Below are 24,198 nucleotides of genomic sequence, written 5' to 3'. Positions count from 1 at the left end.
CCCGTGGGGTTCCCGAGGCCCTAGCCTCGGACCGTGGACACGCCGGACGACTACCAGCCGCGCCTGCGCTGGTACAACCAGCTCTGGCGCTACATCCTGGCCCTCGCGCTCGGGCTGCTGGTCTGGGGACCGGTGATGGACGCCCAGCTCGACCGGAACCCGCTGCTGTTCTGGGCCGATCTCGTCGTCGGCCTGCTGGCCTTCGTGCTCGTCTGGTTCCGCCGGCGCTGGCCCTTCACCATCGCCGTGGTGACCATCCTGATGGCTCCGGTGAGCTCCCTGTCGGCCGGCCCGGCTGCCCTCGCGACCGTCTCGCTGGCCACCCGCCGCCGCTGGTGGCAGGTGATCACCGTCGGCGCGCTCAACGTGGTGTTCAGCCTCGTCTACTACGCCGTCCAGCCCAGTGACGTCGCCGACCCGTGGTGGGTCAACCTCGCCGTCACCGTCGCCGTCGTGCTGGCGATCACCGCCTGGGGCATGTACATCGGTTCGCGCCGCGAGCTGATCTGGACGCTGCGGCAGCGGGCCGAGACAGCCGAGGCCGAGCGCGACCTGCGCGCCACGCAGGCCCGGTCCAAGGAGCGCGCCCGGATCGCGCGCGAGATGCACGACGTGCTGGCCCACCGGATCTCGCAGATCTCCATGCACGCCGGCGCACTGACCTACCGCGAGGACCTGTCGGCCGACGAGATGCGCAGCAGCGTCGCGGTCATCCAGGCCAAGGCGCACGAGGCGCTCACCGACCTGCGGGAGGTGCTCGGGGTGCTCCGCGACGTCGACGGTACGACGGCCGCCGGCCCCCTCACCGGCCCCCAGCCGACGTACGGCGACCTCGGCGCGCTGGTCGCCGACGCCCGGGCGGCCGGCGCCGCGATCGAGTACGACGACGGCCTGGCGGACGGCGAGCCACTCCCCGATGCCGTGGGCCGCACCGTCTACCGGATCGTGCAGGAGGGCATCACCAACGCCGGCAAGCACGCGCCCGCGGCCACCCTGCGGATCAGCGTGAGCGGCTCCCCCGCCGACGGCGTCGACGTCGTGCTGCGCAACGCCCTGGGCTTCGGTCCGACCCGGACGCCGGGTGCCGGTCTCGGCCTGGTCGGGCTCACCGAGCGGGCCGAGCTGCGCGGTGGGACGCTCGAGCACCGCATCGAGCACGCGGCCGACCGGGCCGGCGCCGAGGTGTTCGTGCTGCAGGCATGGCTACCGTGGGCAGCCGAGCCCGGCCAGGGAGAGGACCCGTCGTGACCGACCAGATCCGCGTCATCGTCGTCGACGACGACCCGTTGGTGCGCTCCGCGCTGAGCCTGATGCTCGGAGGGCAGTCCGACATCGCCGTGGTCGGCGAGGCCCCCGACGGCAAGGCCGGGATCGCCCTGGCCCGCGAGCTGCGACCGGACGTCGTCCTCATGGACATCCGGATGCCCGTGCTCGACGGCCTGGCTGCCACCCGGGTGCTGCACGCCGACCCCCAGCCGCCGCGCGTGATCGTGCTGACCACCTTCGACGCCGACGACTACGTCGTGGGCGCGCTCGCGGCCGGCGCCGACGGCTTCCTCCTCAAGGACACCGCTCCCCCCGAGATCGTCGCCGCCCTGCGCAAGGTCGCCGACGGCGACCCGATGCTCTCCCCCTCGGTCACCCGGACCCTCATCAAGCGGGTCCGCACCGAGTCCGACGACAGCCGGGCCGCCGACGCCCAGCGCCGCCTGGACCGGCTCACCGAGCGCGAGCTCGAGGTCGCCGGCGCGGTCGGACGCGGGCTGTCCAACGCCGAGATCGCCCGGGAGCTGCACCTGTCGGTACCCACCGTGAAGGGCCACGTCTCGAAGCTGTTCGAGAAGCTGGGGACCACCAACCGGGTCCAGATCGCGCTGACGATCAGGGACGCCGGGCACCCGGTGGAGTGAGGCTCACTCGGTGCGCAGGTTGGCCGTCCGCAGCGCCCGGTCCAGCCACGGCCGGGTGATCCGGCCGGCAGCGGCGATGGCGAGCGTGATCAGGCCCGCGACGGCCAGCAGGACAGCGCCCGTGCAGACCAGCCACCACGACCAGTAGCCCGCCCCGTAGCCCGAGGCCACCACGCCCAGCACCAGGGAGCCGAAGAGGGTGCCGCCGAGTCCCATCGGCAGCGCGACCAGCCGCGCCTCCCAGCGCAGGGCGTCGCGGAGCAGCTCGACCGGGGTGCCGAGCACGTGGAGCGCCGCGGTGGAGCGACGTTGCGCGACCAGCGACTCGATCGAGTGGACGCCCAGCGAGCCGACCACAGCCACCATCCCGACGACCAGGCCGGCGCCGACCAGTGCCAGCGCCGCGTAGTGCTGCGAGTCGGAGATCGCCTCTACGCCCAGCAGACCGGCGAGGAAGGCGGCACAGCCACCCGCGACCATCCCGATCCCGCCGACCGCGGCGGCTGCCCTGCCGGTCGGGCGCGGCTCGGCGGCCAGCCGGCGCGCGGCCAGCAACCGCTCCGGGACAGCGGTACGGCGCCCGACCGCGATCCCGACCCGGTGGGCGACCCACGGCGGGAGCTGCACCATCCCGAGCACGAGCAGGCCCAGCGAGAGGAACGGGGCGAGCGTGTCGAGCAGCTCCGACTCGCCGTACGCGTTGACGTAGAGGCCACCGAACAGCAGCGCGCCGACGATGGGCACCAAGCCCCACGGCCGCGGCGGGGTGGCGCGGGTGCGCCGAGTCAGGCCGAACGGGGTGACCACGACGCGACGCCCGGCGAGCAGACCGACCCCGATACCGGCGAGCGTCACCAGCACCACGACGGCCAGGAACTCCCACCACGCCGGCGTCACGCTCGTCGGCACCAGGCCGGGCGGCCAGCGACCGGGCAGGGTGACGATGACGCCGGGCCCGGCGACGCCCGGGTCGATCGGGCTCCCGCCGAACAGCGCCCGCAGCGCGCCGTAGACGGCGAGCCCGCCGACGGCGCCCACGAACGCGGGGACACCGACCTCCACCGCGCCGATCAGCCGGACCTCTCCCGGTGTCGCGCCGGCCAGGCGCAGCGCGGCGAGACGGCGCTCGCGCGCCGTCGTACCGAGCCGGACCGCCTGGTGCAGCAGCAGGAGCGGAGGTACGGCGAGCAGCAGGGTGCCGAACGCATAGCCACCACGCGTGCCGGGATCGGCGACCACGTTGAACAGCGCCTCCTGCGGCGAGGACGGCAGCGAGAGCACGGCGACCGCGACCAGCAGCAGACCGGAGACGACGGCCGTGCAGGCGGCCAGCAGCGCGGGACGCCCCCACCCACCGGTGAAGGCGAGGCGCCAGGCCAGGCCGGTCATGAGGCGACGCCGTCGTGGATCCGGATCTCGCGGTCGGCGCGGGCGGCGACCCGGTTCTCGTGGGTGACCACGACCGCAGTCGCACCGGACTCACGCACCGCACCGAGCAGGGCGTCGAGGAGCTGCTCGCCGCCGACGGTGTCGAGCGCACCGGTCGGCTCGTCGGCGAACACCACCCGCGGCCCGGTCACCAGGGCCCGGGCGACGGCGACCCGCTGCGCCTCGCCGCCCGACAGCTCACCCGGCAGTGCGTCGGCGAGGGCCAGGGCGTCGAGCCGCTCGAGCCAGCCGAGCGCGGCGCGCTGCGCGGCGGCGCGGTCGTGCCGCTCGAGGAGCAGCGGGAAGGCGACGTTCTGCACCGCGCTCAGCTCGGGCACCAGCTGGCCGAACTGCAGCACCACGCCGAACTCGCGCCGGCGCAGCCGGGTGCGGGCAGCCTCGTCGAGGTCGTCGAGCCGGGCGCCGTCGTACCGGATCTCGCCGGCCTCGGGCCGCAGCACCCCGGCCAGCGAGAGCAGCAGCGTCGACTTCCCGCTGCCGGACGGGCCGGTGATCGCGACGACCTCGCCGTCACCGACCTCGAGGCCGACGCCCCGCAGCGCTTCGGTGCGGCCGTAGGACTTGCGGACGCCGCGGGCGGTGAGGAGCTCGTCAGCCATGGTTGCCTTCCTTCGTGTCGTTCGGGCCCGTGGCCTTGCGGCCGGTCACGCGCGCGGCGGCCGCCTCCAGCCAGCGCAGGTCGGCGTCCAGGTGGGACACCGTGTGGTCGACCGCGATCCGGCCGGCCACGTCCGTGGTCGCGGCCTGCACCGCGAGCAGCTCGCGCATCCGCGCGAGATGGACCGCACGCTGCCGCTCGAGGAAGCCGGCAGCGTCGGCCCCGAGGCGCAGGGCGGTGACGGTCTTGCGTACCAGGTCGTCGGCGGCGTAGGGGCCGGCGGGCTCGGTGGCGGCCAGCCAGTCCTCGAGCGCCGTCCGCCCGGCTGCGGTGAGCGCGTGGACCGTGCGCTCCGGGCCGCTCTCCTGGACCGTCTCGACCACCTCCACCAGGCCGTCACGGACCAGCCGCTGGAGGGCGGCGTACACCTGGCCGTACGGGAGCTCCTTGGCTCCCGGGAACCTCGCGTCGTGCCCGCGCTTCAGGTCGTAGCCGTGCGCGGGGCCGTCGGCGAGCACTCCGAGGAGGACGTGCGCGACACTCATGGCGGCGACTATACACACGATGTATACGCTCAGTGAATAGTTGCTTGCGACCATGCACCCAACCCGTGGTGGGCAGGTTGCTACAGCTCGTAGACGGTGCCCTGCGCGGCGAGCTCGGTCGGCCCGTCGTACGCCGCCTCGGCCTCGGCGAGCATCGTCGCGGCGTCGTGCCACGGCGGGACGTGGGTGATGACGAGCCGCTTGGCGCCGGCCTTGGCGGCGACCTCGCCGGCCTCGGTGCCGGTGAGGTGCAGGTTGGGCGGGTTGTCGTCGCAGGAGCGGAAGGACGCCTCGCACAGGAACAGGTCGGCGTCGGCGGCGACGTCCATCAGCGCCGCGGTGGGACCGGTGTCGCCGCTGTAGGCGAGCACCTTGCCGAAGGCGGAGACCCGCAGGCCGTACGCCGGCACCGGGTGGTCGACCTCGTAGGGCTCGATGAGGAAGGGGCCGATCTCGATCGGCTCGGAGTAGACGCGGAAGGAGAACTCCTCGCGCATGCCGGGCTTGCGGGGCAGGTCGTAGGCCTTGGCCAGCCGCTTGGCGGTGCCCTTCGGTCCCCACACGGGGATCTTCGGCTGGGTGCCCGTGGGGTGGTACTTGCGCAGCACGTAGTAGCTGGTCATGTCGACGCAGTGGTCGGCGTGCAGGTGGCTGATGAACACCGCGTCGACCTGCAGCGGGTCGACGTAGCGCTGCAGCGCGCCGAGCGCGCCGTTGCCCATGTCGAGCACCAGGCTCCAGGTGCGCAGCGAGTCGATGGCCTGGACGAGGTAGCAGCTCGCGGGCGAGTCGGGTCCGGGATAGGAGCCCGAGCAGCCGACGATCGTCACCTTCACCGTGTTCGGCGCCGGTGGCACCCGCAGCACCGTCGTCGCCGGCGCCACCACTGCTGCGTCCTCGGAACCGTTCTCGTCAACCATCAACGCACACCCCCTGCGAACTGACCTGCCGCGACGAGCTCCGGCCCGAGGAACCGGCGCCCGATCGTCTCGAACTCCGCCGGCGAGCCCGTCGTCGTGAAGGTGTACGACGGTTCGCCCGTCGGCCGCATGAGGCCGGAGTCGGCCAGCATCCGGTAGACGTCCTTGGCGCACTCCTCCGCGCTGCTCACCAGCGTGATGTCGTCGCCCATCACGTAGGAGATGACGCCGGTGAGCAGCGGGTAGTGCGTGCAGCCGAGGATCAGGGTGTCGATGCCGAGCTCGGTGAGCGGGTCGAGGTACTCGTGGGCGACGGCGATGAGCTCGTCGCCGCCGGTCACCCCCGCCTCCACGAAGTCGACGAAGCGCGGGCAGGCGCGCGTGGTGAGGGAGATCTGGGGGGCCGCGGCGAAGGCGTCGTCGTAGGCCATCGAGTCGGCGGTGGCGCGGGTCGAGATGACACCGATCCGGCCGTTGCGGGTCGCCGCGACCGCGCGGCGGGTGGCCGGGTAGATCACCTCGACCACGGGGACGTCGTAGCGCTCCCGGGCGTCGCGGAGCATCGCGGCCGAGGCGGAGTTGCAGGCGATGACGAGCGCCTTGACGCCCTGGTCGACGAGGTGGTCGAGGCACTCGAGTGCGTACTCGCGCACCTCGCCGATCGGCTTGGGGCCGTAGGGCTGACGAGCCGTGTCGCCGACGTACGTGACGGATTCGTGCGGCAGCTGGTCGATGACCGACCTCGCGACGGTGAGGCCACCGAAGCCCGAGTCGAAGATCCCGATCGGAGCATCGAGATCGGGGTCGACACCGAGGTCGGGATGGTTCGCCTGCCGCACCCGGTCAGACTACGGCGTCGTGGTGCCCGCAGTCGGCATTCCGGGACCGAGATCACGTCAGTCCCCGGATCACGATGCACGGCACGTAGGGTCGGGCGGGTGACCCACCTGCGCCGTCCTGCCGTCGTCCTCGCCGCCGCGCTCGCGGCCTCCTTCCTCGCCGCACCCGGCACCGCCACGGCGGACCGCGCCGACGCGGGCCGTGCGAAGGTCAACGACAAGCACGTCATCGCCATCTCCGTCGACGGCCTCAACCCGCGCGCGCTCACCAGGCTCGGCCGCACGGGTGCACCGAACCTGAACCGGCTGATCAAGGACGAGGGCGCCGGCACGGTCAACGCCCGCACCCAGCTCGAGATGACGGTCACCCTGCCCAACCACACCAGCATGGTGACCGGGCGCCGGATCAAGGCGAGCAAGGGCGGGCACGGCGTCACCTGGAACGACGACACGGTGACCACGACCGTCCAGCAGGCCGCCGGGCACGACGTCGACTCGGTGTTCACGCAGGTGCACGAGGCTGGCGGTACGACGGCGGTCTACGCGACGAAGTCGAAGTTCTGGCTGTTCGAGAACTCCTGGCCCAAGGCGGTCGACAAGAACGTCATCCAGGTCGAGAAGAACGCCGCCGTCGTCAAGGCGCTGCGCTCCGACCTCGCCAGCGACCCGGCGACCTTCTCCTTCCTCCACCTCGGCCGCCCCGACCAGATCGGTCACCGCGACGGGTGGATGACGCCGACGTACCTCAAGGCGGTCGCCCAGGTCGACAAGCTGGTCGGCACGATCATGGCCCAGGTGGAGTCGACGCCCTCACTGCGCAACAACACCGTGATCGTGCTGACCTCCGACCACGGCGGCATTCCCGGCACGAGGAACCACGGCATCAGGACCAACCGCGAGGACTACCGGGTCGCGTTCGCGTTCTGGGGCGCCGGCGTCCCCCACACCGACCTCTACGCGCTGAACCCCGACCGGGCGAAGCCCGGCCGCACCCGCCCGGGCTTCGGCGCCTCCCCGCAGCCGATCCGCAACGGCGAGGTCGCCAACGTCAGCCTCGACATCCTCGGCATCGGCCCGGTCCCGGACAGCCTCTGGGACCGCAACCAGGACCTCACCTGGAAGTGATTAGTGCCGGCGCAGCTCGGCCGGCGTCGGCCACGGGTTGAGCCGGCAGCCGCCGGTGCCCTTGGACTGCTGCATCATCACCGGCGCGAGGGCGCCGGGCCGCGGGCACGACGCGTGCCCGTAGCCGAGCCAGTGGCCGGTCTCGTGGTTGACCACCATGTGCTGGTAGTCGCGCAGCGCCAGCCCGGCCTTGTTCCACGCCGGTGATGCGCCGCGCCACCGGTCGAGGTTGATGATCACGTTGCGCCCCGCCCGGCACGACCACTGCGCGCTGCAGGTGCTCGAGAAGCTCGGCACCAGGCGGGCGCGGGAGAGCCACAGCGTGAACGCGCCGCCGTGCTCCACCTGCTTGAACCGGATGCCCTGGCCCTTGGCGGACCAGCCGCGCGGGTCGTCGTACGTCTCCTGAGCGAGGACGCGGAACTCCCGCCGGATCCTCCGGCCGATCTCGCCACGCACCCGCACCGAGTAGCGGACCACGCGCGGCCCGGCCTGCTCGACGCGCACCTGCGTGGTGCCGGCGTCGGCGTGGGCGACGGGCGCGACCAGCCAGGTGGACAGGGCGAGCAGCAGGCCCAGGAGGATCCTCACCGGGCCATCATGGACCGTCGGGAGACCCCTAGGCCCAGAGCTGGCCCTCGAGCCGGTCCTCGGCCTCGTCGACGGTGCCCTCGTAGGCGCCGGTGGAGAGGTACTTCCAGCCGCCGTCGGCCACCACGAAGGCGATGTCGGCGGACTCGCCGGCCTTGACCGCCTTGGCGGCCTGGCCGAGCGCGGCGTGCAGGATCGCGCCGGTGGAGATGCCGGCGAAGATGCCCTCGAGCTCGAGCAGCTCGCGGACACGTCGTACGGCGTCGCGCGGGCCGACCGAGAATCGGCTGTCGATCAGCTCGGCGTCGTAGAGCTCGGGCACGAAGCCCTCGTCGAGGTTGCGCAGGCCGTAGACGAGCTCGCCGTAGCGCGGCTCGGCAGCAACGATCTTCACGTCAGGCTGGGCGCGGCGGAAGAACCGGGAGACGCCCATCAGGGTGCCGGTGGTGCCGAGGCCCGCGACGAAGTGGGTGATCGAGGGCAGGTCGGCGAGCAGCTCGGGGCCGGTGCCCTCCTCGTGGGCGAGGGCGTTGGCGGCGTTGCCGTACTGGTAGAGCATCACCCAGTCGGGGTGCTCGGCCGCGATCTGCTTGGCCACACGCACGGCCTCGTTGGAGCCACCGGCCGCGGGCGAGGACACGATCTCGGCGCCCCACATCCGCAGCAACTGGCGCCGCTCCTCGGAGGTGTTCTCCGGCATCACGAAGACGCAGCGGTAGCCCTTGAGCTTGGCCGCCATCGCGATCGAGATGCCGGTGTTGCCGGAGGTCGGCTCGAGGATCGTGCAGCCGGGACGCAGGGTCCCGTCCTTCTCGGCCTCCTCGATCATCCTCAGGGCCGGGCGGTCCTTGATCGAGCCGGTGGGGTTGCGGTCCTCGAGCTTGGCCCAGATCCGCACCTCGGGCGCGCCGGGCGCGTTGAACGGCGCCGACAGTCGCGGGAGCCCCACCAGCGGCGTGTTGCCGACGGAGGTCAGCAGACTGTCGTAGCGCACCATCAGGTCGTCGGGCTCAGCGAGCGCCGCCGGCGACCGCCGGCAGGATGACGACCTGGTCGCCGTCGGAGAGCTCGGCCTCGAGGCTCCCGATGAAGCGGACGTCCTCGTCGTTGATGTAGATGTTGACGAACCGGCGCAGGTCCTCGCCCTCGATGAGGCGGTCCTTGATGCCGGGGTGGTTGGCCTCGAGGGAGTCGATCAGCGCGCTCAGCGTGGCGCCGTCGGCGTTGACCGCCTTCTCGCCACCGGTGTAGGTGCGCAGGATGGTCGGGATCCGGACCTCGATGGCCATGTCAGCTGCTCTCCTCTGCTGCTTCGGTCGTGCTGGCGATCGTGACCTCTTCCTCGGTCACGACGCCGTCGACGATTCTGTAGGACCTGAACTCCACGGGGCCGGGGTTATTCCCGTGCTCCCGCGTGCTGACCAGCACGTAGTGCGCGCCGGGCTCGCCGGCCAGGTTGATGTCGGTCACGCTCGGGTACGCCTCGGTCGCGGAGTGCGAGTGGTAGATCACCACCGGCTCCTCGTCGCGGTCGTCCATCTCGCGGTAGAGGTGGAGCAGGTCCGTCGAGTCGTACTCGTAGAAGGTCGGGCTGCCGGCCGCGTTCACCATCTCGATCAGCCGCGCCGGCCGGTCGCTCCCGATCGGGCCCGCGACCATGCCGCACGCCTCGACCGGGTGGTCCCGCTTGGCGTGCTCCACGATGGCGTCGTACGTCGCCTGGTCGATCTGCAACACGCGGTCAAGGGTATTGCTTCGCGGGTGCCCGCCCGAATCGGGCTCACGCCACGGACTTGGCCCGGATCCGCTCGGCCGTGGGCCAGCGCACGTCCCGCACCCAGCCCAGCTTCTCCAGCACCCAGATGACGCGGGCGGAGGTGTCGAGCTGGAACCTCTTCACCCCGTGCCGTGCGGACGTCGGGTCGGCGTGGTGCAGGTTGTGCCAGGACTCGCCGCCCGACGGGATGGCGAGCCACCACACGTTGCCGGAGAAGTCGCGGGAGGCGAAGGGGCGCTCGCCGAGCGTGTGACAGATGGAGTTGATCGACCAGGTGACGTGGTGGATCAGGCCGATCCGGACCACGGTGCCCCAGAAGAACGCCGTCAGCGCGCCCTGCCATGACCAGGTCAGCAGCGCGCCGAGGATCGGCGGGAGGAGGATCGAGGTGAGCACCCACAGCCAGAACAGGCGGGAGATGCGGACCAGGTCGCGGTCCTTGGCGAGGTCGGGGGCGTACTTGTCGATGGAGGTCTGCTCGGGGTCGAACAGCCAGCCGACGTGCGCCCAGACGAAGCCCTTGGTGAGGCCGCGCAGGCTGTTGCCGTAACGCCACGGCGAGTGGGGGTCGCCCTCCTTGTCGGAGTACTTGTGGTGCTTGCGGTGGTCGGCGACCCAGCGGATCACCGGGCCCTCGATCGCCATCGAGCCGAGGATCGCGAGGGTGATCTTCACGGCCCGGTTGGGCTTGAACGACTTGTGCGTGAAGAGCCGGTGGAAGCCGACGGTGATGCCGTGCAGCGTCAGGGCGTACATCGCGAAGGTGATCACGACGTCGCTCCAGCCCAGCCACCCACCCCACGCGACGGGGATCGCGGCGAGGAAGGCCACGAACGGGACGGCGATGAACAAGCCCAGCGCCAAGCGCTCCCAGAAGCCCTGGGTGTCGCCACCCATGGTGGCCCTGAGAGTGGTCGGCGGCTGCGGACGCTCGTCGATCGCGGTCACGTAGGCAAGCCTACGTCGAGACGCGGTACCTGCGTTCGGGCCGTCCAGTGCCGCCGTACCGCAGGCGTACCTCGGCCGTGCCGATGTCGACGAAGTGCTCGAGGTAGCGCCGCGCAGTGACCCGCGACAGGCCCACCGCGTCCGCGGTCTCGGACGCCGAGATCTCCCCCGCTGCCCGCGCCGCCTCGAGGACGAGGTCGGCGGTCTCGGGGCTCAGCCCCTTCGGCAGCCCCTGCGGTACGACGGCCTGGCGGCCCGCCCCGAAGGCCCGGTCGATCGTCGCCTGGTCGACCTCCTCCTCGTCCTGCTCGTCGCCGCTGCCCGGCAGCGTGGCGAGCGTGGCCGCGACCCGGCGCAGGCGGTCGGCGAGGTCGTCGTACTCGAAGGGCTTCACGAGGTACTGCATCGCGCCGCCGTGGAGGGCGGCGCGGACGGCGGCGGCGCCGCGCTCGGCGGTGACCATGACGACCGCGACGTCGCGACCCTGCTCGCGGGACTGGCCGCGCAGCCGCTCGAGCACCTCGAGGCCGGAGAGGTCGGGCAGGTGGACGTCGAGGAGGACCAGGTCGGGCTGCAGGGCGGTGGCGAGCTCGAGCGCCTCGCCGCCGGTGCGGGCGGTGCCGACGACCTCGAAGCCGTCGGTCTGCTCGACGAAGCGGCCGTGGATGCGCGCGACCATGAAGTCGTCGTCGACGACGAGGACCCGCAGCTCCCGGCTCACGGTCGCCCATCCTGACCGACGACGGGCCCGATGGGGAGCACCACGCGGAACTCGGCGCCGCTGCCGTCGGCGAGCCCGGCGTCGTCGACGACCACCTCGCCGCCGCGCTGGGCGCAGATCAGCCGGACCAGCGGCAGTCCGATCCCCCGCCCGCCGAGGACCTCCTGCTTGGTGGAGAAGCCGCGCACGAAGATCGCGTCCCGCAGCTCGTCGGGGATGCCTGGACCGTTGTCGCGGACCCGGACGTGGACGGCCCGGTCCTCCGCGTGCACCCACAGCTCGACCAGCGCGTCCTGTCGGCCGGCGCAGGCGTCGACCGCGTTGTCGACCAGGTTGCCGAGGATCGTGGTCAGGTCCGCGCTCTCGTCCGGCTCGAGCGCGGGCAGCCGGGAGCCGGGGTCCAGCTCAAGGGTCACCCCGCGCTCCTCGGCGACCGCGTGCTTGGCGACGACGAGCGCCGCGACCGCGGGGTCGGCGAGGCGCTTCGCGACGTGCTCGCCCACCTCGGCGCGGTGCCGGGTGAGCCGACCGACCAGGGTGGCCACCTCGTCGTACTCCCCGAGCTGGACCAGCCCGGAGATCGTGTGCAGCCGGTTGTCGAACTCGTGGGTCTGCGCGCGCAGGGTGTCGGTGATCGAGAGGTTCGAGCTGAGCTGGCTCTGCAGCGAGACCAGCTCGGTGCGGTCGCGCAGCGTGGTGACGGTGCCGATGCCGCGGCCACCGGACGACGCGTCGCCGCGGTTGAACACGACCACGCGGGTACCGACGAGGGCGAGCGCGTCGCGGACCTCGGCGCCCTCACCCGTCAGGAGCGCGACGACGTGCGGGTCGAGGCCGAGCTCGTCGACCCGTCTCCCGACCGGGTCGGGGCCGGCGTCGAGCCCGAGCGTGGCCCGGGCGGCGTCGTTCATCGCGGTGACCCGGCCGTCGGTCCCCACGCCGACGACGCCCTCGCGGATGGCGTGCAGCAGCGCCTCGCGGTGGTCGGCCAGGTGGGCGAGCTCGGTGGTGCCGAGGCCCCGCGTCGAGCGTCGTACGACGCGCGCGACCAGCCAGGTGCCGACCAGGCCGAGCAGCGCGCCCAGGCCCAGGAAGAGGCCCAGCTCGGGCAGGGCCTCGGCGAGCTGGTCCCCCAGCGACGGGTACGCCGCCTCGGCGACGATCGCGCCGACCGCACTGTTGTCGCCGGGCAGGTCCGCGATGACGGGCGCGTACGCCGCCACCCGGCGCTCTCCCCCGGTCTCGACGTCGACGGTGCCGCCGCGACCGGCCGCAACCTCGGCGCCGCCGAGGTCGGCCCGCTTCCCCACCCGGCTGGCGTCGGTGGCCGCGAGCACGGTGCCGTCGGGCCCGACGACGAGGACGTCGGTGGCACCCGAGAGGCGCACCCCGCGCTCGGCGTACGACGTGAGGTCGGCCGTGACCTGCCACAGCTCGGTGCCACCGCGGACGTCCTCGAGCGCGCTCCGGACGAAGTCCTGCACGGCGACGTACTCCGCCACCGAGCGCATCTGCGCGCCGCGCTCGTCGGCGAAGTCGGCGTTGGACTGCCGGATGCTCAGCACGCCGACGGCGGTGAGCAGCACGACGATCACCACGAGCTGCAGGAGCAGCACCTTCGCCGCCAGGGTCAGCTCTCCACGACGCCACCGCAACGGGTTCACCGGCGTGACCACAACGACCACAACCTCCTTTGCGTCCGCAAGCGTGACGGCCGCCACAGGCCACGGACATGCTGGCACGGATCGCCCGTGACGGCGGTCACCACCCAACCCGGAGGTACCCCATGCATCGCCCAGGGCGTGTCCTGACGGCACTCCTCGTCGCGCTGGCGCTCGCGGTCGTCGCGAGCGGCTGCGGCGTCACCCGCGGCTCGGACGACCCGAGCAACCGGCGGCTGCGGATGATGATCCCCAACAGCGTCGGCGGCGGCTACGACCTCACCGGCCGCGCCGCGGCGCGCGCCCTGGAGGACAACGACCTCACCGGCCGCTTCGAGATCACCAACGTGCAGGGCGCGAGCGGCACCGTCGCGATGCAGCGGCTGGTCAACGAGAAGGGCGCCGACGACCTCATGATGATCATGGGGCTCGGTGTGGTCGGCGCGGTCTACACCAACAAGTCCAGCGCCACCCCGCTGAAGATGACGCCGATCGCGCGCCTCGTCGAGGAGCAGGAGGGCATCCTCGTGCCCGCCGACTCGCCGTTCGAGACCGTCGACGACCTGGTCGCGGCCTGGCGCAAGGACCCGGGCGGCCTCACCGTCGGCGGCGGCTCCAGCAACGGCGGCCCCGACCACCTGTTCCCGATGCAGCTCGCCGACACGATCGGCGTCGACCCGAAGCAGGTCAACTACATCTCGTACGACGGCGGCGGCCCCCTCACGACCGCGCTCCTCGGCGCCAAGATCGACGTCGGCATGTCCGGCCTCGGCGAGTTCGAGGGCCAGATCGAGGACGGCAAGCTGCGCGTCCTCGCGGTCTCGGGCGCCGAGCGACTCGACGGGATCGACGCGCCGACCCTCACCGAGTCCGGCGTCGACCTGGTGTTCACCAATTGGCGCGGCGTCCTCGCGCCGCCCGGCATCTCCGATGCCCAGCGGGACTACCTCACCGATCTGCTGACCGAGATGCACGACACGGCCGAGTGGAAGGACGCCCTCGAGGCCAACGGCTGGACCGACAACTTCGCCACCGGCAAGGAGTTCGAGGACTTCCTCGCCGAGCAGGACGACCGCGTCGCCGACACCCTGAAGGAGCTGGGACTCGCATGAGCGCGACACCGACCACCCCGTTGATCGACAAGGCGCAGTACGGCCTGGCCGCCTTCCTCGGCCTCGCCGGGGGCTACGTCCTCCTCGACGCCGCCGGCCTCGAGGACGGCTTCGCCGACCAGCCGGTCCAGCCCTACACGCTGCCGTACGTCGTCGGCGCCGGCCTCGTGGTCCTCGGGATCCTGCTCGCCGTCGCCACGGCGCGCGGCGACCGGCCCGAGGCCGAGGAGGGCGAGGACATCGACCTCACCCAGGGCACCGACGTCCGCACGGTCGGGCTGCTCGCCCTCGTGCTGGTCGCCAACATCGCGCTGATCGACGTCCTCGGCTGGGCGATCACCGGCGCGCTGCTGTTCGCCGGCTCGGCCGTCGTCCTCGGCAGTCGCAGCTGGGTGCGCGACCTCGCCGTCGGCGTCGCCCTGTCGGTCGGCAGCTGGTACGGCTTCTACGTCGGTCTCGGGATCCCGATCCCCGCCGGCATCCTGGACGGAGTGCTCTGATGGACCTGCTGCTCGACGGCTTCCAGACCGCCCTCACTCCCCAGAACCTGCTCTTCGCCGCCCTCGGCGTGCTGCTCGGCACCGCTGTCGGCGTACTGCCCGGCATCGGGCCGGCGATGACCCTGGCCCTGCTGCTGCCGGTGACCTACAGCGTCGGCGCGGACAGCGCGATCATCATGTTCGCCGGCATCTACTACGGCGGCATGTACGGCGGCTCGACCACCTCGATCCTGCTCAACACCCCCGGCGAGTCCTCGTCGGTGATCACGGCGATCGAGGGCAACAAGATGGCCAAGGCGGGACGAGCGGCCCAGGCCCTCGCCACCGCCGCGATCGGCTCGTTCGTGGCCGGCAGCATCGCGACGGTGCTGCTGTGGATCGTCACCCCGCAGGTGGCCGACATCGTCGTCACGCTCGGCTCGCCGTCGTACTTCGCCCTGATGGTGCTGGCCCTCTTCGCCGTCACCGCGGTGCTCGGCTCCTCCAAGCTGCGCGGGTTCATCGCGCTCTTCCTCGGCCTGGCGATCGGCCTGGTCGGCACCAGCACCGGCCAGGCGCGGCTGACCTTCGGCGAGCCGCTGCTGGCCGACGGCATCGACATCGTCGTCGTCGCGGTCGCGCTGTTCGCGATCGGCGAGGCGCTGTGGGTCGCCGCCCACCTGCGCCGCAAGCCGCTGGAGATCATCCCCGTCGGCCAGCCCTGGATGAGCCGCGAGGACTGGAAGCGCTCGTGGAAGCCGTGGCTGCGCGGCACCGCGTTCGGCTTCCCGTTCGGCGCGCTGCCGGCCGGCGGCGCGGAGCTGCCGACCTTCCTGTCGTACGCGACCGAGAAGAAGCTGACCAAGCATCCCGAGGAGTTCGGCAAGGGCGCGATCGAGGGCGTCGCCGGACCGGAGGCGGCCAACAACGCCTCGGCCGCCGGCACGCTGGTCCCGCTGCTCGCCCTCGGCCTGCCGACCACGGCGACCGCCGCGATCATGCTCGTCGCCCTGCAGGGCTACGGCTTCCAGACCGGTCCGACCCTGATGGACGACCACCCCGACCTGGTCTGGGGCCTGCTCGCCAGCCTGTTCGTGGCCAACGCGCTGCTCCTCGTCCTCAACCTGCCGATGGCCCCGCTGTGGGCGCGACTGCTGCGGATCCCCCGGCCCTACCTGTACGCCGGCATCCTCTTCTTCGCCTCGCTCGGCGCCTACAGCATCAACTTCCAGGCCTTCGACCTGGCGCTGCTGCTGGCGATCGGCGTGCTCGGCTTCTTCATGCGCCGCTTCGGGGTCCCGGTGCTGCCGCTGATCATCGGCGTCATCCTCGGCCCGAAGCTCGAGGACCAGCTGACCACCGCGCTGAAGATCTCGCAGGGCGATGTGAGCACTCTGTGGAGCGAGCCGGTCGCGGTCGTCGTGTACGTCGTGATGGCGCTGCTGCTCGTCGCCATGACCGTCGTCGGCCTCCGCAGGCCCGCCGACACCACCCACCCGCAGGACGAGAAGGAGCTGGTCGAGCGATGAGCATCGTGGTCGCCTACAGCGCGGACCGGTACGGCGCGGCCGCCCTCGAGCACGCCGCCGACCTCGCACGCAAGGACCGCACCCGCCTGGTCGTCGTTAACGCGACGCTCGGCAGCAGCCTCGTCGACAGCCGCTTCGCGCACGACGCGGACATCGCCGCGCTGCACGACCGACTGCTCGCCGAGGGGCTCGACGTCGTCGTACGCCACGACGTGGTCGACGACGTCGCCGACGCCGTCATCGCCGTGGCCGACGAGGAGCGGGCCACGCTGATCGTGGTCGGCATCCGGCACCGCACGCCCGTCGGCAAGCTGCTGCTCGGCAGCGTCGCCCAGCGGATCATCCTCGAGGCGCACTGCCCGGTGCTGGCGGTCAAGCCGACCGGCTGATCAGCGCACGGCGGCGACCAGCGTCTCCTGGAGGAACCCGAGCCACTCGTAGATGTGGTGGGCCTGGGCGCGCGGGTCGTCGTCGGGCAGGCCGTACCAGTAGTCCTCGTCGCCCTCCTCGACCTCGAGGCGGGTGCCGAGGGCCAGGCGCAGGTCGGTGAAGGAACGCATCCAGACCAGGGCGGTCTCGGGCTCGAGCTCGACGTCGATGGTGATGTCCTCGTCGGTCGGCTCCGGCGGCAGGCCGGCCTCCTCGAGCACGTCGATCACGGTGCCGGCGGCACGGGCCTTGCCGTCACGCAGGGCGCCCTCGGTGTAGCGACGGAACTCGCCGGCCGCCTCCTCGTCGCCCTGGTAGGCGTTGGGGAACAGCCGGCGCAGGACCGGGTCGTCGGGCTCGGTGGTCGGGCCGGAGAAGTCGAGGAGGGCCTCGAGCGGGTCGCGCTCGGTGGCGGCGATGGCCGACTCGTTGTGCAGCAGCTCGACGAGCTGGCCGGCCAGCGAGCGCAGCAGGTCGGCCTCGAAGACCGAGAAGGTCGCGATGGCGCGCTTGCTCCGGCGGTGCCGGACGAATCCAGAAGTCACTACTCAGCCTTCGAGAGGGTCGCCCACAGGCCGTACTCGTGCATCGCCTGCACGTCGCGCTCCATCTCCTCGCGGGTGCCGCTGCTGACGACGGACCTGCCGTCCTCGTGGACCTCCATCATCAGCTTCTCGGCCTTCTTCTTGCCGTAGCCGAAGTGCTTCTGGAAGACGAAGGTGACGTACGACATCAGGTTCACGGGGTCGTTCCACACCACCGTCACCCAGGGGGTGTCGGCGAGCGTGATCGATTCCGGGGTGAGGTCCTGCTGGACTCCCGGATCGACCTTCTCCGGGCTCGCGGTCGTCACGGTCCCATGGTGTCACAGCGGTCCGGACGACTCAGGAGCACCACTTGTCGGCCAGCGTCGTGACCACGTTGAAGTTGCGGTTGGTGGCCACCACCTGCAGCGCCTTCTCGCACTTGAACGGGTCCACCCCACCGGCCTGGTAGCCGGGCCCGAGCAGCAAGTGCACCGCGCGGCGTCGGACGACGGCCGCGTTGACGTCGTCGCTGCGGGCCTCGAGCTCGGCGACACGCGCGGGGTCGGGCTCGTCCTTGAGCAGGTAGACGTAGTGCCGCTCCAGGTCCGGGCGGGACGCGGTCAGCTCGCGTGCGTCGTCGGCGATGGCGCTCAGCTCGGCAGGCGCGTAGACGATGGTCGGGACCTCGAACCCGGTCTGCGCGAGGTAGGCCTCCTCCAGCGCCGCCTCCACCTTCGCGCGCGAGCGCAGCGGCGTGCTCAGCCGGACGTTGCCGGTGTTGATGTGGGTGAGCACGTCCGTGCCGCCCGCCGCCTCGGTCGCGGTGACGATGTCGGCCTTGGCGAACTTGCGGTTCGGTCCGAGGTTGATGGCGCGCAGGAAGGCGACGTAGGTCGGCATGGCGCTCATTGTGGCGTGCCCCACCCTCACTCGACATGCATAGGTTTCCTATGTATATTCGGAAGACGTGAGCACCCCCGACGTCGACGGCCTCAGCAGCGACCTGACGGTGTACGCCGCCCGCCTGGTCCGGCTGGTCCGCCGCGAGCACGCCCCCTCGGCCGGCACCCGGGTGCTCTCGATCCTCGACGAGACCGGTCCCCTCGGGATCACCGCGCTCGCCCAGATCGACCGCTGCTCGCAGCCGACGATGACCGGCCAGGTCAACCAGCTGGTCGAGCTCGGGTGGGCGACCAAGGAGCCCAACCCGGCCGACGCGCGCAGCAGCCTGGTCCACCTCACCGGGGCCGGCCGGGCCGAGCTGGCCCGGATCCGGAAGCTCGGCGCCGCGCTCGTCTCGGAGCGCCTCGCGCGTCGTACCGATCTCTCCACCGACGACCTCGCGACCGCCGTGGCCGTGCTCCAGGCCGTCCTCGAACCCACTCCCCCGACCACTCCGGAAGGACACTCGTGACCACCGCACTCCATGCCGAGACCGACACCGGCTCCGGCTCGTTCCTGCACCAGCCGCGCGCGGTGTGGGCCGTCGCCTTCGCCTGCGTCATCGCCTTCATGGGCATCGGCCTGGTCGACCCGATCCTCAAGGAGATCGCGGCCAAGCTCGAGGCGACGCCGAGCCAGGTGTCGCTGCTGTTCACCAGCTACATGGCGGTGATGGGCGTCGCGATGCTGGTCACCGGCGTCGTCTCGACCCGGATCGGCGCCAAGAAGACGCTGCTCACCGGCCTGGTCCTGATCATCGTCTTCGCCGGCCTGGCCGGCATGTCCGGCTCGGTCGGCGCCGTGATCGGCTTCCGCGCGGGCTGGGGCCTGGGCAACGCCCTGTTCATCGCGACCGCGCTCTCGACGATCGTGAGCGCATCCAAGGGCTCGCTGGCCCAGGCGATCATCCTGTTCGAGGCGGCCCTCGGTCTCGGCATCGCCTCCGGGCCGCTCGTCGGCGGCCTGCTCGGCGAGCAGTCGTGGCGCGGCCCGTTCTTCGGCGTCTCGGTGCTGATGACGATCGCCCTCGTCGCGACCGCGGTGCTCCTGCCCGCGACCCCGCCGGCCGCCCGGCGTACGACGCTCGCGGACCCGTTCAAGGCGCTCGCCCACCCCGCGCTCGCCGTGATCGCGGCCGTGGCGGTCTGCTACAACCTGGGCTTCTTCTCGCTGCTCGCCGCCGGCCCGTTCGCGCTCCCCGAGGCCGGGATCATGCAGATCGGCTGGATCTTCTTCGGCTGGGGCGTGCTGCTCGCCGTCGCATCCGTCGCGCTCGCGCCGTGGGTGCAGCGCAAGGTCGGCACGGTGCCCGCGCTGATCGGAGCGCTCACCCTGTTCGCGCTCGACCTGCTGATGATGGCGGTCGGCGCCTCCACCTCGACCGTGGTCGTCGTCGGCATCGTCGTCGCGGGCGCCTTCCTCGGCATCATCAACACCCTGGTCACCGAGGCCGTCATGGGCGCGGCGCCCGTCGAGCGCCCGGTCGCCTCGGCGGCGTACTCCTTCGTCCGGTTCACCGGCGGCGCCGTCGGCCCGTACGTCGCCCTCAAGCTCGCCGAGCACCAGGGGTCCGCGGCGCCGTTCTGGTTCGGCGGCATCGCGGTCGCGGTCGGGGTCGTGGTCCTCGTGGCCGGCGCCCGCACCATCCACACCGCGCTGCACGGCGCCCCCGCCGCCCACTCCCCCGAGGAGGCCGAGGCCGAGGCACTGGGGGACCTCGCCTGACGCTGACCCGGCTCGAAAAGGCCTGAAAAACCCGCCGACCCGGCCCGAAGTGGCTCGCGAACAACGCCGACCCGGCAGAAAGTGGCACTCGTGACGGCCACTTTCTGCCGGGTCGGCGCGATTTCGGAGCCAGTTCGGGCCGGGTCGGCGGGATCTCAGAACCAGTTTCTGCCGGGTCAGCTGAAGATCATGCAGCTGGAGCTCGCGTAGGCGACCAGCTTGCCGCGGCCGTCGTACAGCTTCGCCTCGGCGAGGGCGGTACGGCGGCCGCGCTGCAGCACCGTGCCGACGGCGCGCAGCCGGCCGGAGTCGACGGTGACCGGCTTGAGGAACTTCACGGTCAGGTCGAGCGAGGTGTAGCCCTCGCCGACCGCCAACGTCGAGTGGACCGCGCAGCCGCAGGCCGAGTCGAGCAACGTCGCGAAGACGCCGCCGTGGACGCTGCCAATCGGGTTGTAGTGGCGCAGCTCGGGGTCGAGCTCGAAGATCGCGGTCCCTCGCTCGGGCACCTCGAAGCCCACGAACCCGAGGGTGTCCGCGATCGGCGCCGCCGGGAGCCGGCCGTCGAGGATCGCGTGCAGCTGCTCGAAGCCGTCGAGGCTCTCGAGCTGGGTCTTGGTCGCGGACTCAGTCATGGAGCCATCAGACCAACCCCCGGCTGAGTCTGTCAATGAGACTTAGATCGCCTATGCTGCTGTCATGAGCGCTCCCCCGGCACTGGCTTGGTCCGTGGAGAACTGCACGCTGGGTCGGGCGATGGAGATCCTCGGCGAGCGCTGGACCGTGGTCGTGCTGCGCGAGGTCTTCCTGGGCGTCCGCCGCTTCGACGACATCCGCCGGCACGCCGGGATCCCCCGCCAGGTGCTGACCAACCGGCTCGCGTCCCTGGTCGACGAGGGCATCCTGCGCAGGGAGCCCTACCGCGAGGACGGCGCCCGCACCCGCCACGAGTACCGGCTCACCGCCAAGGGCCTCGAGCTCCAGCCGATCCTGCTGGCCATCAGCCACTGGGGCGACCGGCACCTCGCCGATCCCGGCGGGCCGCCGACGGTGTTCGTGCACCGCGACTGCGAGGAGCCGGTGCACGTCAAGATCCGCTGCGCCGCCGGTCACGCGGTCGACGACCCGCGGCACGTGGCCACCCGCCCCGGCCCGGGCGTGCGACCGTTCGAGAGATCGGGTCAGGCGCGCGACCTGGCCAGCAGGTAGACGAAGTACGGCGCACCGATCAGCGCCACCACGAGCCCGGCCGGCACCTGGGCCGGCGCGATCACGGTCCGCCCGACGAGGTCGGCGAGCCCGAGCAGCACCGCGCCGACGAGGACCGCGACCGGGACTGAGCGGGCGTGCCGGCCGCCGACCAGCGCCCGGGCGAGGTGGGGTGCGACCAGGCCGACGAAGCCGACCACGCCCACCGCGGCCACGCTGGTCGCGGCGAGCAGGGCGGCCGTGACCAGCACGACGAGGCGGACCGTCTCCAGGCGCACGCCGACGAGGCGCGGGGTGTCCTCGTCGAGCGCGAGCAGGTCGAGCTCGCGACGCACCAGCCAGGCGAGCGGAAGCGCGAGGGCGAGCACGACGGCGACGGGCAGGACCTGCTCGAAGGTGCGGCCGTACGTCGTACCGGACATCCAGGTGTAGATCCGCGGCGTGTCCCAGGGGTTCGAGCGCACCAGCAGGAAGGTGGTGAGCGCGGCGGCGCCGTACCAGGTGCCGATGCCGATGAGCAGCAGCCGGTCGGCGTTGAGGCCGTGGCGCCAGGACAGGCCGTAGACGAGTGCGAACGAGACCAGCGCGCCGACCACCGCGCCGACGAGGATCGCAGTGTTACTCGCGGCCTGCGAGACACCCGCGCCGGTCACCACGACCACCGCGCCGACACCCGCACCGCCGGTGATGCCGAGGATGCCCGGCTCGGCGAGCGGGTTGCGGCAGGTCGCCTGGACGAGGGCGCCGGAGAGCGCGAGCGCGGCCCCGCCGAGGACGGCGGCCGCGACCCGTGGCGCCCGCTCGTCGAGCGCGAACTGGACCAGCGGCGCCGCCTCGCCGTCGAGCCACAGCGAGATGTCGCCGGCCTTGAGCCAGGTGTCACCGGCGAGCAGGCCGAGCAGGACGACGGCCGCGGCTGCCACGACCACCGCGGCGAGCACGACGACGAAGCGCAGCCGGGTTCCGACCCGGACCCGCGCTGCGGCGGGCTGCCGGGTCGGCCCCGAGTCGCGGCCGCGCCGGGCGAGCACGATCATCACGACCGCGCCGACGAGGGTGGTGGTGATCCCGGTCGGGATCGAGATCGCCTCGTCCGCACCGAGCACGGCCCGGATGAGGGCGTCGGCGAGGACGACGACCACGGCGCCCACGAGGCCGGCGGCCGGGATCAGCACGGCGTGCCGGTTGAGCGCGGGCACCGCCCGGCCGGTCAGCCGCACGGTCACGGGGGCGAACAGGCCGACGAAGCCGATCGGTCCGGCGAGGGTCACCGACGCCGCGGTCAGGAGTACCGCGAGCACGGTGCCGGCCGCGCGCGTCGACCGGACGGGTACGCCGAGCACCGCTGCACTGTCGTCGCCGAGCCCGAGCAGGTCGAGCCGGCGCGCGAGGAGCAACGCGGCGAGGGTGCACACGACCACCACCGGTGCCGCCTGCTGGAAGGCGCGCATCCCGAGCTGGCTGAGCGAGCCGCTCCCCCAGGCGAACAGGCTCGTGGTCTCCTCCTCGAACAGGATGAGCAGCGTCGAGGTGGCGGCCTGCAGGGCGAGCGCGACGGCGGAGCCGGCGAGAACGAGCCGGGTGGTCGCCGTACCGGCGCCGCCGGCCAGGCCGAGGACGAGGAAGGCCGCGAGTGAGCCACCGACGAAGGCGGTGAGGCCGGAGGCCCAGATCGGGACGGCGATCCCGAACGCCGCGACCACGGTCACCGCGAGGTAGGCGCCGCCGGTGACGGCAAGGGTGTCGGGCGAGGCGAGCGCGTTGCGGGCCAGCGACTGGAAGAGCGCGCCGGCCACACCCAGCGCGAAACCGACCGCGATGCCGGCAGCCAGTCGCGGCACCCGCGAGCCGATCAGGACGTCACCGGCGTCGGCGCCCGTGCCGGATCCGGACCGGTCGCCGAGCAGCCAGCGGACCAGGTCGCCCGCCCCGATCGCCGAGGTGCCCTGGGTGAGGTGCCAGGCGGACACCCCCAGCAGGGCGACGACGAGCAGCAGCAACGCACCGCCGGCGCTGGCGACACCGGCCCGTCCCAGGCGTGGCGTTGCCCCCGACGACCCGGTCGTCCCGGACGTCCCGGGGGGCGCGGTGGCGCGCTGCTGCTGCTCGACACTCATGGCGCTACCCGTCGACTACTTGGTCAGCAGGTCGACGTACGCGTCGACGACCTGCTCGGCCGTGCGCGGCCCACCGAAGGTCCACACGCCGGCCGGGAACGCGTGGGCGCGGCCCTCGGCGACGGCGGGGATCTTCTGCCAGACGGCGTTCTCGGCGAGCGCGGCGTTGACGTCGCCCTCGGGGTCGACGGTGCCGGTGTAGAAGAAGGTGGCGTCGCCGAGCTCGCTCATGCCCTCGATGTCGGTCTGGCCGAGGCCGTACGCCGGGTCGACCTCGCCGGTCCAGGCGTTCTCCAGGCCGAGCTGCTCGCCGAGCTCACCCATGAGAGACCCTTGGCCGAATGGGCGGATCGAGACGTTGCCGCCCTGGACCCAGCCGTCGAAGTAGACGAACTTCCCGGCGTCGGCGGCGGCGACCTTCTCCTTGGCCTCGGCCAGGTGGGCGTTGAAGTCGTCGACGACGACCTTCGCGCGCTCCTCGCGGCCGGTCGCCCGGGCGATCAGCTCGAAGGTGTCGATCATGTTCGCGACCGGGTCGGCGGCGTCGGCGCCCTTGGTGGCGAGCACCGGGACGTCGTACTTCGCCAGCTGCTTGAGGATCTCGTCGTCGGGCGTGTAGGCCTCGACGATGACCAGGTCGGGGTTGGTGCCGAACAAGGTCTCCAGGTTCGGCTCGCCGCGGGTGCCGACGTCGGTCACGCCGTCGGGCAGCTTCTCGGCGGTGTCCCAGGTGGTGTAGCCGTCGGCGTCGGCGACGGCCACCGGCGCGACGCACAGGGAGAGCACGTCCTCGACCTGCTGCCACTCGAGCACGGCGACCCGCTCGGCGGGCTTGTCGAGCGCGACCGTGCGGCCGTAGCTGTCGGTCAGCTTCACCGGGCCGGTCGAGGTCGTCGTCTCGTCGGCGGAGCACTCGGCCGAGTCGGCGGCCTTCGGGGCCGGCTTGTCGCCGGCGTCGGCCTCGGTCGTGCCGCAGGCGGCCAGGAGCAGGCCGAGCGGCAGCACCGCGACGGGAGCCAGGGCAGCGATCGGTCGGGTCTTCATC

Annotated in this window: 28 protein-coding genes; 10 read left to right on the top strand and 18 right to left on the bottom strand. The window is 72.2% G+C overall.

Annotated features, from left to right (window positions below; all coding sequences use genetic code 11):
* The first annotated feature begins 33 nt into the window (after positions 1-33).
* Both ACZYRU_RS06970 and ACZYRU_RS06965 read left to right on the top strand, forming a co-directional pair.
* On the top strand, positions 34-1,248 hold the full coding sequence (locus tag ACZYRU_RS06970) for a histidine kinase (RefSeq protein ID WP_488956361.1): 1,215 nt from the start codon (positions 34-36) through the stop codon (positions 1,246-1,248).
* The gene (locus ACZYRU_RS06965; protein WP_488956360.1) at positions 1,200-1,910 is read left to right on the top strand and encodes a response regulator; all 711 of its coding nucleotides are present in this window, start codon (positions 1,200-1,202) and stop codon (positions 1,908-1,910) included. Before ACZYRU_RS06970 ends, ACZYRU_RS06965 begins: the two co-directional genes overlap by 49 nt.
* 3 nt (positions 1,911-1,913) lie before the next feature.
* Here ACZYRU_RS06965 and ACZYRU_RS06960 read toward each other — a convergent pair whose 3' ends face one another.
* The 5 genes from ACZYRU_RS06960 to murI all read right to left on the bottom strand — a co-directional run bounded on the left by ACZYRU_RS06960 (position 1,914) and on the right by murI (position 6,261).
* The gene (locus ACZYRU_RS06960; protein WP_488956359.1) at positions 1,914-3,299 is read right to left on the bottom strand and encodes an FtsX-like permease family protein; all 1,386 of its coding nucleotides are present in this window, start codon (positions 3,297-3,299) and stop codon (positions 1,914-1,916) included.
* Positions 3,296-3,958: an ABC transporter ATP-binding protein gene (locus ACZYRU_RS06955; protein WP_488956358.1), complete on the bottom strand. Its 663-nt coding sequence runs from the start codon at positions 3,956-3,958 to the stop codon at positions 3,296-3,298. Before ACZYRU_RS06955 ends, ACZYRU_RS06960 begins: the two co-directional genes overlap by 4 nt.
* Positions 3,951-4,502 carry a PadR family transcriptional regulator gene (locus tag ACZYRU_RS06950; RefSeq protein WP_488956357.1) on the bottom strand — a complete coding sequence of 184 codons (552 nt, stop codon included), beginning with the start codon at positions 4,500-4,502 and terminating at the stop codon, positions 3,951-3,953. The genes ACZYRU_RS06955 and ACZYRU_RS06950 overlap by 8 nt, the downstream gene beginning before the upstream one ends.
* 80 nt (positions 4,503-4,582) lie before the next feature.
* Positions 4,583-5,422 carry an MBL fold metallo-hydrolase gene (locus ACZYRU_RS06945; protein WP_488956356.1) on the bottom strand — a complete coding sequence of 280 codons (840 nt, stop codon included), beginning with the start codon at positions 5,420-5,422 and terminating at the stop codon, positions 4,583-4,585.
* Positions 5,422-6,261, bottom strand: a complete 840-nt coding sequence (gene murI / locus ACZYRU_RS06940) for a glutamate racemase (protein WP_488956355.1) — start codon at positions 6,259-6,261, stop codon at positions 5,422-5,424. The genes ACZYRU_RS06945 and murI overlap by 1 nt, the downstream gene beginning before the upstream one ends.
* 99 nt (positions 6,262-6,360) lie before the next feature.
* On the opposite strand from murI, the gene ACZYRU_RS06935 reads away from it, so the two are divergent.
* Complete coding sequence (locus tag ACZYRU_RS06935) at positions 6,361-7,386, top strand: alkaline phosphatase family protein (RefSeq protein WP_488956354.1); 1,026 nt, start codon at positions 6,361-6,363, stop codon at positions 7,384-7,386.
* Here the strand turns inward: ACZYRU_RS06935 and ACZYRU_RS06930 are convergent, their stop codons facing one another.
* The 7 genes from ACZYRU_RS06930 to ACZYRU_RS06900 are packed head-to-tail and all read right to left on the bottom strand — an operon-like array spanning position 7,387 to position 13,087.
* On the bottom strand, positions 7,387-7,977 hold the full coding sequence (locus ACZYRU_RS06930; protein WP_488956353.1) for a DUF3152 domain-containing protein: 591 nt from the start codon (positions 7,975-7,977) through the stop codon (positions 7,387-7,389). It lies immediately after the preceding gene.
* 28 nt (positions 7,978-8,005) lie between these two features.
* Positions 8,006-8,971 (bottom strand): PLP-dependent cysteine synthase family protein, encoded by a 966-nt coding sequence (locus tag ACZYRU_RS06925; protein WP_488956352.1) that lies wholly within the window; start codon positions 8,969-8,971, stop codon positions 8,006-8,008.
* Between the two features lie 16 nt (positions 8,972-8,987).
* Positions 8,988-9,266 carry a MoaD family protein gene (locus ACZYRU_RS06920; protein WP_436699943.1) on the bottom strand — a complete coding sequence of 93 codons (279 nt, stop codon included), beginning with the start codon at positions 9,264-9,266 and terminating at the stop codon, positions 8,988-8,990.
* A 1-nt stretch (position 9,267) separates the two neighbouring features.
* A complete protein-coding gene (locus ACZYRU_RS06915; protein WP_488956351.1) occupies positions 9,268-9,714 on the bottom strand; it encodes a M67 family metallopeptidase in 447 nt (148 codons plus the stop codon).
* Between the two features lie 43 nt (positions 9,715-9,757).
* Entirely contained in the window at positions 9,758-10,702 is a 945-nt protein-coding gene (locus ACZYRU_RS06910) for an acyl-CoA desaturase (protein WP_488956350.1), read from the bottom strand.
* 10 nt (positions 10,703-10,712) lie between these two features.
* Positions 10,713-11,423, bottom strand: coding sequence for a response regulator (locus tag ACZYRU_RS06905; RefSeq protein WP_488956349.1), 711 nt, complete (start codon positions 11,421-11,423; stop codon positions 10,713-10,715).
* Positions 11,420-13,087 (bottom strand): sensor histidine kinase, encoded by a 1,668-nt coding sequence (locus tag ACZYRU_RS06900; protein ID WP_488956348.1) that lies wholly within the window; start codon positions 13,085-13,087, stop codon positions 11,420-11,422. The genes ACZYRU_RS06905 and ACZYRU_RS06900 overlap by 4 nt, the downstream gene beginning before the upstream one ends.
* Positions 13,088-13,209: 122 nt before the next feature.
* Here ACZYRU_RS06900 and ACZYRU_RS06895 point away from each other — a divergent pair, with 122 nt between their 5' ends.
* Genes ACZYRU_RS06895 through ACZYRU_RS06880 form a run of 4 tightly spaced genes read left to right on the top strand, consistent with a single transcriptional unit; the run spans position 13,210 to position 16,593 of the window.
* On the top strand, positions 13,210-14,196 hold the full coding sequence (locus tag ACZYRU_RS06895) for a Bug family tripartite tricarboxylate transporter substrate binding protein (protein ID WP_488956347.1): 987 nt from the start codon (positions 13,210-13,212) through the stop codon (positions 14,194-14,196).
* Positions 14,193-14,696 (top strand): tripartite tricarboxylate transporter TctB family protein, encoded by a 504-nt coding sequence (locus ACZYRU_RS06890; protein ID WP_488956346.1) that lies wholly within the window; start codon positions 14,193-14,195, stop codon positions 14,694-14,696. The genes ACZYRU_RS06895 and ACZYRU_RS06890 overlap by 4 nt, the downstream gene beginning before the upstream one ends.
* On the top strand, positions 14,696-16,204 hold the full coding sequence (locus tag ACZYRU_RS06885; protein ID WP_488956345.1) for a tripartite tricarboxylate transporter permease: 1,509 nt from the start codon (positions 14,696-14,698) through the stop codon (positions 16,202-16,204). Before ACZYRU_RS06890 ends, ACZYRU_RS06885 begins: the two co-directional genes overlap by 1 nt.
* The gene (locus tag ACZYRU_RS06880) at positions 16,201-16,593 is read left to right on the top strand and encodes a universal stress protein (protein WP_488956344.1); all 393 of its coding nucleotides are present in this window, start codon (positions 16,201-16,203) and stop codon (positions 16,591-16,593) included. Before ACZYRU_RS06885 ends, ACZYRU_RS06880 begins: the two co-directional genes overlap by 4 nt.
* On the opposite strand, the gene ACZYRU_RS06875 is transcribed toward ACZYRU_RS06880, so the two are convergent.
* Genes ACZYRU_RS06875 through ACZYRU_RS06865 form a run of 3 tightly spaced genes read right to left on the bottom strand, consistent with a single transcriptional unit; the run spans position 16,594 to position 18,060 of the window.
* Positions 16,594-17,178, bottom strand: a complete 585-nt coding sequence (locus tag ACZYRU_RS06875; RefSeq protein WP_488956343.1) for a DUF2017 domain-containing protein — start codon at positions 17,176-17,178, stop codon at positions 16,594-16,596.
* Positions 17,178-17,486 carry an ATP-dependent Clp protease adapter ClpS gene (clpS, locus tag ACZYRU_RS06870; RefSeq protein WP_141797832.1) on the bottom strand — a complete coding sequence of 103 codons (309 nt, stop codon included), beginning with the start codon at positions 17,484-17,486 and terminating at the stop codon, positions 17,178-17,180. Before clpS ends, ACZYRU_RS06875 begins: the two co-directional genes overlap by 1 nt.
* A gap of 31 nt (positions 17,487-17,517) precedes the next feature.
* Positions 17,518-18,060, bottom strand: a complete 543-nt coding sequence (locus ACZYRU_RS06865) for a DUF1697 domain-containing protein (RefSeq protein WP_488956342.1) — start codon at positions 18,058-18,060, stop codon at positions 17,518-17,520.
* 67 nt (positions 18,061-18,127) lie between these two features.
* On the opposite strand from ACZYRU_RS06865, the gene ACZYRU_RS06860 reads away from it, so the two are divergent.
* Positions 18,128-18,574: a MarR family winged helix-turn-helix transcriptional regulator gene (locus ACZYRU_RS06860; protein WP_488956341.1), complete on the top strand. Its 447-nt coding sequence runs from the start codon at positions 18,128-18,130 to the stop codon at positions 18,572-18,574.
* Positions 18,571-19,827, top strand: coding sequence for an MFS transporter (locus ACZYRU_RS06855; RefSeq protein ID WP_488956340.1), 1,257 nt, complete (start codon positions 18,571-18,573; stop codon positions 19,825-19,827). Before ACZYRU_RS06860 ends, ACZYRU_RS06855 begins: the two co-directional genes overlap by 4 nt.
* A 176-nt stretch (positions 19,828-20,003) precedes the next feature.
* Here the strand turns inward: ACZYRU_RS06855 and ACZYRU_RS06850 are convergent, their stop codons facing one another.
* Positions 20,004-20,462, bottom strand: a complete 459-nt coding sequence (locus ACZYRU_RS06850) for a PaaI family thioesterase (RefSeq protein WP_488956339.1) — start codon at positions 20,460-20,462, stop codon at positions 20,004-20,006.
* A 64-nt stretch (positions 20,463-20,526) separates the two neighbouring features.
* On the opposite strand from ACZYRU_RS06850, the gene ACZYRU_RS06845 reads away from it, so the two are divergent.
* Complete coding sequence (locus ACZYRU_RS06845; protein WP_488956338.1) at positions 20,527-21,036, top strand: winged helix-turn-helix transcriptional regulator; 510 nt, start codon at positions 20,527-20,529, stop codon at positions 21,034-21,036.
* Here ACZYRU_RS06845 and ACZYRU_RS06840 read toward each other — a convergent pair.
* Positions 21,009-23,153, bottom strand: a complete 2,145-nt coding sequence (locus ACZYRU_RS06840) for an iron ABC transporter permease (RefSeq protein WP_488956337.1) — start codon at positions 23,151-23,153, stop codon at positions 21,009-21,011. The two genes, ACZYRU_RS06845 and ACZYRU_RS06840, sit on opposite strands and share 28 nt — an antisense overlap.
* A gap of 15 nt (positions 23,154-23,168) precedes the next feature.
* Entirely contained in the window at positions 23,169-24,197 is a 1,029-nt protein-coding gene (locus tag ACZYRU_RS06835) for an ABC transporter substrate-binding protein (RefSeq protein WP_488956336.1), read from the bottom strand.
* Between the last annotated feature and the right edge of the window lies 1 nt (position 24,198).

This window comes from Nocardioides sp. F233 (assembly GCF_057813895.1).
Note: the sequence above shows the minus strand (reverse complement) of the source record. Positions and strands in the feature narration are given on the sequence as shown.

Coding starts and splice junctions, on each gene's coding strand:
- ACZYRU_RS06950 (WP_488956357.1), bottom strand. CDS start 4,502: ATGAGTGTCGCGCACGTCCTCCTCGGAGTGCTCGCCGACGGCCCCGCG.
- ACZYRU_RS06835 (WP_488956336.1), bottom strand. CDS start 24,197: ATGAAGACCCGACCGATCGCTGCCCTGGCTCCCGTCGCGGTGCTGCCG.
- ACZYRU_RS06895 (WP_488956347.1), top strand. CDS start 13,210: ATGCATCGCCCAGGGCGTGTCCTGACGGCACTCCTCGTCGCGCTGGCG.
- ACZYRU_RS06845 (WP_488956338.1), top strand. CDS start 20,527: ATGAGCGCTCCCCCGGCACTGGCTTGGTCCGTGGAGAACTGCACGCTG.
- ACZYRU_RS06885 (WP_488956345.1), top strand. CDS start 14,696: ATGGACCTGCTGCTCGACGGCTTCCAGACCGCCCTCACTCCCCAGAAC.
- ACZYRU_RS06890 (WP_488956346.1), top strand. CDS start 14,193: ATGAGCGCGACACCGACCACCCCGTTGATCGACAAGGCGCAGTACGGC.
- ACZYRU_RS06955 (WP_488956358.1), bottom strand. CDS start 3,958: ATGGCTGACGAGCTCCTCACCGCCCGCGGCGTCCGCAAGTCCTACGGC.
- ACZYRU_RS06920 (WP_436699943.1), bottom strand. CDS start 9,266: ATGGCCATCGAGGTCCGGATCCCGACCATCCTGCGCACCTACACCGGT.
- ACZYRU_RS06960 (WP_488956359.1), bottom strand. CDS start 3,299: ATGACCGGCCTGGCCTGGCGCCTCGCCTTCACCGGTGGGTGGGGGCGT.
- ACZYRU_RS06945 (WP_488956356.1), bottom strand. CDS start 5,422: ATGGTTGACGAGAACGGTTCCGAGGACGCAGCAGTGGTGGCGCCGGCG.
- ACZYRU_RS06880 (WP_488956344.1), top strand. CDS start 16,201: ATGAGCATCGTGGTCGCCTACAGCGCGGACCGGTACGGCGCGGCCGCC.
- ACZYRU_RS06850 (WP_488956339.1), bottom strand. CDS start 20,462: ATGACTGAGTCCGCGACCAAGACCCAGCTCGAGAGCCTCGACGGCTTC.
- ACZYRU_RS06865 (WP_488956342.1), bottom strand. CDS start 18,060: ATGCCGACCTACGTCGCCTTCCTGCGCGCCATCAACCTCGGACCGAAC.
- ACZYRU_RS06840 (WP_488956337.1), bottom strand. CDS start 23,153: ATGAGTGTCGAGCAGCAGCAGCGCGCCACCGCGCCCCCCGGGACGTCC.
- ACZYRU_RS06965 (WP_488956360.1), top strand. CDS start 1,200: ATGGCTACCGTGGGCAGCCGAGCCCGGCCAGGGAGAGGACCCGTCGTG.